Raw genomic sequence first — 6,625 nt, 5'->3', positions numbered from 1 at the left:
ACCCCGTCGCCCCCCGACCCATGACGGACCCCGACCGGTTGGCCGGATACGGCCGTACGTGAGGGGCTTCGGCACACCGTAACGGGTGGTGCGCCGGTTTGTGGACGAGTTGCGCAGAAACGATGCAGCTGCGGAGTGCAGGGTCCTGGCCAGGTGCGGACGGGCCGCGCTGTCGGCGTTCAGGTCACGCGCCGTACACTCCCCGAGTGACCGCCACAGCAACATCCGTAGACCAGCCGGAACAGCTCGGACCGCAGGCCCGCCCCGTATCGCGGGCGACGCGGCTGGTCCAGCGGTTCGGCCCGGCCGCCGCCGCGGCACTCTCCGGAGTGCTGCTCTACGTCAGCTTTCCGCCGCGCACCCTGTGGTGGCTCGCCCTGCCGGCCTTCGCGGTCTTCGGCTGGTGCCTGCGCGGCCGCACCTGGAAGGCGGGCCTCCGGCTCGGCTACCTCTTCGGGCTCGGCTTCTTGCTGCCTCTGCTCGTGTGGACCGGTGTGGAGGTCGGCCCGGGACCGTGGCTGGCCCTCGTCGTCATCGAGGCGGTGTTCGTCGCGCTCGTCGGCGCCGGTGTGGCGGCCGTGTCGAAGCTGCCCGCCTGGCCTGTGTGGGCGGCCGCTCTGTGGACCGCGGGCGAGGCCGCACGCGCGCGCGTGCCGTTCAGCGGCTTCCCCTGGGGCAAGATCGCCTTCGGCCAGGCCGACGGCGTCTTCCTGCCGCTCGCTGCCGTGGGCGGCACCCCGGTGCTGGGGTTCGCGGTCGTCCTGTGCGGCTTCGGGCTGTACGAGATCGTCCGCCAGGTCGTCGAAGTGCGGCGCACCCATGTCGTACGGCGCGGGGCCGCCGCTGTGGCTCTCCTCAGCTTCGTCCTCCCCGTGGTGGGCGGTTTTGCCGCGCGGCCCTTGGTCAGTGACAAGGCGGAGGACGGAACCGCGACCGTCGCCGTCATCCAGGGCAACGTCCCGCGCGCGGGCCTCGGCTTCAACGCCCAGCGGCGCGCGGTGCTCGACTACCACGTCCGGGAGACCGAGCGCCTGGCCGCGCAGGTCAAGGCGGGCAAGGTGCCCCAGCCTGATTTCGTGCTGTGGCCGGAGAACTCCTCCGACATCGACCCGTTCAGCAACCCCGACGCGCGCGACGTGATCGAAGCGGCCGTCAAGGCGATCGGCGCGCCCATCTCGGTCGGCGGCGTCGTCGAGAAGAACGGCAAGCTCTACAACGAGCAGATCCTGTGGGACCCCGAAAAGGGGCCCGGCGACACCTACGACAAGCGGCAGATCCAGCCGTTCGGTGAGTACCTCCCGTTGCGCTCGCTCGTCGGCGCCATCAACGAGGACTGGACGTCGATGGTGCGCCAGAACTTCAGCCGGGGCAGCGAGCCGGGCGTGTTCACCATGGCGGGCACCAAGGTCGGGCTCGCGACCTGCTACGAGGCCGCCTTCGACTGGGCCGTGCGCGACACGGTCACCGACGGCGCCCAGATGATCTCCGTACCGAGCAACAACGCCACGTTCGGCCGCAGCGAGATGACCTACCAGCAGCTCGCCATGTCCCGGGTCCGCGCCGTCGAGCACAGCCGCACCGTCACCGTCCCGGTCACCAGCGGCGTCAGCGCCGTGATCATGCCCGACGGGAAGATCACGCAGAAGACCGGCATGTTCGTGGCGGACTCGCTGGTCCAGGAGGTGCCGCTGCGCTCCTCGCAGACTCCGGCGACACGGCTCGGCGTACTCCCCGAGGCGGCGCTCGTGCTGGTCGCCGCCGCCGGCCTCGGCTGGGCGGTGACGACGGGAGTCCGCGGGCGACGCGCCGGTGACGCATAGCCGTAAGCCGGTCGTACGCGCCCGGAACTCGCCGGAGTGACGGAGCCGGGCCGTTAGGGTCGCTCCATGGCTACTCCTGACTTCATCACCGCCATCCGGGCCACTGCCGGCCAGCAACTGCTCTGGCTCCCCGGAGTCACCGCCATCGTCCTCGACGACGAAGACAGAGTGCTGCTGGGGCGCCGCGCCGACACCCGCAAGTGGTCGGTGATCGGCGGCATCCCGGACCCGGGCGAGCAGCCGGCGGCCTGTGCGGTGCGTGAGGTCTTCGAGGAGACGGCGGTGCACTGCGTCGCCGAGCGGGTCGTCCTGGTGCAGGCCCTCGAGCCGGTCACCTACGCCAACGGCGACACCTGCCAGTACATGGACATCACCTTCCGCTGCCGGGCCGTCGGCGGCGAGGCACGCGTCAACGACGACGAGTCGCTGGAGGTCGGCTGGTTCCCGGTCGACGCCCTGCCGGAGCTGAACGAGCACGGACTGTTCCGGATCAAGCAGGCACTGTCCGACACACCCACCTGGTTCGATCCCATGACTTGAGATGACCCGAGCTCGGCATGAGGTTGTGCGGCCCCCTGTCGGATGAGGGGCGATCACGAGATATCTTGATGTCGAGCAATGTTGCAGACGTGGAGCGGAGCACCCGGTGACTGACTCGACCATCATCTATACGCACACTGACGAGGCCCCGGCCCTGGCGACGCATTCGTTCCTGCCGGTGATCCAGGCCTACGCCTCGACGGCCGGGGTCACCGTGGAGACGCGGGACATCTCCCTGGCGGGGCGGATCATCGCTCTCTTCCCGGAGTACCTCGAAGAGGGGCAGCGCATCCCGGACGCCCTGGCCGAGCTGGGCGATCTCGCCAAGACGCCAGAGGCGAACATCATCAAGCTGCCGAACATCTCGGCGTCCATCCCGCAGCTGAAGGCCGCGATCGCCGAGCTGCAGGAGCAGGGTTACGCGCTGCCGGCCTACCCGGACGACCCGAAGACCGACGAGGAGCGCGACATCCGCGCCCGCTACGACAAGGTCAAGGGCAGCGCCGTCAACCCGGTCCTGCGCGAGGGCAACTCCGACCGCCGCGCCCCCGCCTCGGTGAAGAACTACGCCAAGGCCCACCCGCACCGCATGGGCGCCTGGACCTCCGAGTCCAAGACCAACGTCGCGACCATGGGTGTGGACGACTTCCGCTCCACGGAGAAGTCCGTGGTGATCTCCGAGGCCGGTGCGTTGCGCATCGAGCTGAAGGGCGACGACGGCTCCACCACCGTCCTGCGCGAGTCCGTACCCGTCCTCGCCGATGAGGTCGTCGACGCCTCGGTCATGCGGGTCGCCGCGCTGCGCGAGTTCCTGACCGCGCAGATCGCCCGCGCCAAGTCCGAGGGCGTGCTGTTCTCCGTGCACCTGAAGGCCACGATGATGAAGGTCTCCGACCCGATCGTCTTCGGTCACGTGGTGCGCGCCTTCTTCCCGAAGACGTTCGCGAAGTACGGCGAGACGCTCGCCGCGGCCGGGCTCACCCCGAACGACGGACTCGGCGGCATCTACAAGGGCCTGGAGTCCCTGCCCGAGGGCGCCGAGATCAAGGCCTCCTTCGACGCCGAGCTCGCCGAGGGTCCCGAGCTGGCGATGGTCGACTCCGACCGCGGCATCACCAACCTGCACGTCCCCTCCGACGTCATCGTCGACGCCTCCATGCCGGCCATGATCCGCACCTCCGGCCACATGTGGGGCCCGGACGGCGATGAGGCCGACACGCTCGCCGTTCTGCCGGACAGCAGCTACTCGGGCGTTTACCAGGTCGTCCTCGACGACTGCCGTGCGAACGGTGCCTTCGACCCGTCGACGATGGGCTCGGTTCCGAACGTCGGCCTGATGGCGCAGAAGGCCGAGGAGTACGGCAGCCACGACAAGACCTTCGAGATCCCCACCACCGGCACGGTCCGCCTCGTCGACCAGGCCGGCAACGTCGTCCTGGAGCAGACCGTCTCCGCCGGCGACATCTTCCGCGCCTGCCAGACCAAGGACGCCCCGATCAAGGACTGGGTGAAGCTGGCCGTCACCCGCGCCCGCGCCACCGGTGACCCGGCCGTGTTCTGGCTCGACGAGAGCCGCGCGCACGACGCCGTCCTCATCGAGAAGGTCAAGCAGTACCTGACGGAGCACGACACCGAGGGCCTGGACATCCGGATCCTCACCCCGGTCGAGGCCACGAAGCTCTCCGTGGAGCGCATCCGCCGCGGCGAGAACACCATCTCGGTCACCGGCAACGTCCTGCGTGACTACCTGACCGACCTGTTCCCGATCCTGGAGGTGGGCACCAGCGCCAAGATGCTGTCGGTCGTCCCCCTGATGAACGGCGGCGGCCTCTTCGAGACGGGCGCCGGCGGCTCGGCGCCGAAGCACGTCCAGCAGCTGGTCAAGGAGAACTACCTGCGCTGGGACAGCCTGGGCGAGTTCCTCGCGCTCGCGGTCAGCTTCGAGCACCTCGCGCAGACGACCGGCAACGCGCGCGCCCAGGTGCTCGCCGACACCCTCGACCGCGCGACCGCGACGTTCCTGGAGAACGACAAGTCGCCGAGTCGTCGCGTCGGCGGCATCGACAACCGCGGCAGCCACTTCTACCTGGCGCTCTACTGGGCGCAGGAGCTGGCGAAGCAGACCGACGACGCGGCGCTCGCCAAGGCGTTCGCCTCGGTGGCCGAGACGCTCACCACGCAGGAGCAGGCCATCGTCGACGAACTGCTCGCCGTGCAGGGCTCGCCGGCCGACATCGGTGGCTACTACCGGCCGGACCCCGCCAAGGCCTCCGCCGTGATGCGCCCGTCGGCAACCTTCAACCAGGTGCTCGCTTCGCTGGCCTGACGGTCCGCGGAGGGAACGCCTCTGTTCCTTCGGAAACAACCCCTTCCGCCCCGGTCGGCAGTCCGCCGACCGGGGCGGTCCGATCTGTGCTCGGCAGGCCCGGGAAGCGACGGCGTAGAGTACCGGGTGGGGTATACAGCGAGGGAGCGCTTCGTATGGAACTGCAGATGGCGGCCGACGAACTGAAGTCCGTGATCAACCGGCTCAAGCGGGCTCAGGGACAGATCGCGGGAGTGATCAACATGATCGAGCAGGGCCGCTCCTGCGATGAAGTGGTGACCCAACTGGCCGCCGCGTCACGGGCGTTGGACCGCGCCGGGTTCGCGATCATCGCGACCGGTCTTGAGCACTGCATGGCCCCGGAGAACGGTGAGCCGGAAATGGACCGCGACCAGATGCGGGCCCGGCTGGAGAAGCTCTTCCTCTCCCTCGCCTGACCTGGACGAGCCGCGGTCCAGTGGGATGAAAGGGTGAAGGGACCAGGGTATGACGCTTCAGTCCCGCCCCGACCCCCGGTAGAGATCCAGCTCCCCTTCGAGTTCGAGGGCCAACACCGTGGCCTGGTCGTCGAGGTCGGTCGGCTCGGGGGCGTCGATCCAGGTCACGCCGGGCACCGCGTCCAGGCCACCCGTGACGTGGTGGCCCAGTTCCCTGCCCGTGCCCAGGACCGTGGCCCGCAGGACGCGATTGCGCAGCCCGCGTACCGAGACGGACTCGCGCGGCGCGTCGAAGCACACCAGGTACAGCGTGCGCCGGTCGGCGGACAGGGTGCTGGGACCGTAGTGGTGCCCGGCGGGCAGCCCGGCGACCGTCCCGTACACGGCGTCGGAGTGCCGCGCGATCCACGCGCCGAGGCCTTCCAGGCGTTCGATCTGCTCGTCGGGGATCGTCCCGTCCTCCCGAGGCCCCGCGCCGAGCAGCAGGTTGCCGCCCATGCCGATCGTCTCGGTGAAGTACCGCACCAACTGGCGCACCGACTTGAAGTCGCGGTCCTGCGGCCGGTAACTCCACGAGTCGTTGATCGTGAGGCACAGCTCCCAGGGGCCGTCCGGGGCCTGGAGCGGGGTCCCCTGTTCCGGCGTGGCGTAGTCGCCGTAGCTGAGCATGCGGCCGTTGAGGATGGTGTCCGGGTTGCCCGCGAGAATCAGCTCGGCCAGCTCACGCATCCGCCACTGCTCCTCCGTACGCTCCCACTCGCCGTCGAACCAGAGGATGTCGGGGTGGAAGCGCTCGACGAGCTCGCCGACCTGGCCGTCCCGGTACGCGAGGTAGCGCGCCCAGGCCTCCGGGTCCTCCTTGCCGGGCTCGGCGCTCGAGTAGCCGTTGGGTGCCACGAGGTGTGGCCCGGGGTGCCTCTCGCTCGGGTAGTCCGGGTGGTTCCAGTCGGAGTGCGAGTAGTAGAGGCCGACCTTGAGGTCCCGCGCGCGCAGCGCGTCGACGAATCCGGTGACGAGGTCGCGGCCGGCCGGCGTGTCCCGGACGACGTCGAGATTGCGGTGGTCGGTGTCCCACAGGGCGACGCCGTCGTGGTGCCGGGCGGTGAGCACCGCGTACTTCGCGCCGACGCGGGCGAACAGTTCGGCCCAGGCGTCCGGGTCGTAGCGCGACGCGGTGAAGCCGTCGAGCTGTTTCATGTACTGCTCGTGCGTCATCTCGCCGGTGTAGAAGGACCAGGACTCGGCCGCTCCGGCCACGGCGTAGATGCCGTAGTGGATGAAGACGCCCAGCTTGGCGTCGGGAAACCAGGGTTGCATCGGCATGCGCCCACGCTATGCGCGGCGCCGTGGACGGCGCGTGGGCGGCCGTCACCCACTACTGGTCCGTTTTCACCATGCGCGGGCATGCGCTCCAAGGCCGTCAGCCGCATCGACGAGCACTACACGTGCAACATCCACCCCAGGAGTGAGTACTTCAAGGCCATGGCCGCCAACGGCCTGAT

At 69.5% G+C, this 6,625-nt stretch carries 5 protein-coding genes; 4 read left to right on the top strand and 1 reads right to left on the bottom strand.

The genetic code is table 11. The annotated features are described in order from the left end of the window. The first annotated feature begins 206 nt into the window (after positions 1-206). The 4 genes from lnt to G5C60_RS48765 all read left to right on the top strand — a co-directional run bounded on the left by lnt (position 207) and on the right by G5C60_RS48765 (position 5,123). Entirely contained in the window at positions 207-1,820 is a 1,614-nt protein-coding gene (lnt, locus tag G5C60_RS48780) for an apolipoprotein N-acyltransferase (RefSeq protein WP_165270435.1), read from the top strand. A 66-nt stretch (positions 1,821-1,886) separates the two neighbouring features. Next, positions 1,887-2,360, top strand: a complete 474-nt coding sequence (locus tag G5C60_RS48775) for an NUDIX hydrolase (RefSeq protein WP_165270433.1) — start codon at positions 1,887-1,889, stop codon at positions 2,358-2,360. A gap of 106 nt (positions 2,361-2,466) precedes the next feature. After that, entirely contained in the window at positions 2,467-4,686 is a 2,220-nt protein-coding gene (locus G5C60_RS48770; RefSeq protein ID WP_165270431.1) for an NADP-dependent isocitrate dehydrogenase, read from the top strand. Between the two features lie 155 nt (positions 4,687-4,841). Next, entirely contained in the window at positions 4,842-5,123 is a 282-nt protein-coding gene (locus G5C60_RS48765; RefSeq protein ID WP_165270429.1) for a metal-sensitive transcriptional regulator, read from the top strand. A gap of 57 nt (positions 5,124-5,180) precedes the next feature. Here the strand turns inward: G5C60_RS48765 and G5C60_RS48760 are convergent, their stop codons facing one another. Continuing rightward, positions 5,181-6,446, bottom strand: a complete 1,266-nt coding sequence (locus tag G5C60_RS48760; protein ID WP_165270427.1) for an alpha-L-fucosidase — start codon at positions 6,444-6,446, stop codon at positions 5,181-5,183. Positions 6,447-6,625: the final 179 nt, after the last annotated feature.

The organism is Streptomyces scabichelini (assembly GCF_011045015.1).
GTDB classification, from domain to species: domain Bacteria; phylum Actinomycetota; class Actinomycetes; order Streptomycetales; family Streptomycetaceae; genus Streptomyces; species Streptomyces scabichelini.
This window is presented reverse-complemented; position numbering and strand designations above follow the sequence as displayed.

Excerpts from the sequence above, each read along its gene's own strand:
- G5C60_RS48775 (WP_165270433.1), top strand. The coding sequence starts at position 1,887 with ATGGCTACTCCTGACTTCATCACCGCCATCCGGGCCACTGCCGGCCAG.
- G5C60_RS48765 (WP_165270429.1), top strand. The coding sequence starts at position 4,842 with ATGGAACTGCAGATGGCGGCCGACGAACTGAAGTCCGTGATCAACCGG.
- G5C60_RS48760 (WP_165270427.1), bottom strand. The coding sequence starts at position 6,446 with ATGCCGATGCAACCCTGGTTTCCCGACGCCAAGCTGGGCGTCTTCATC.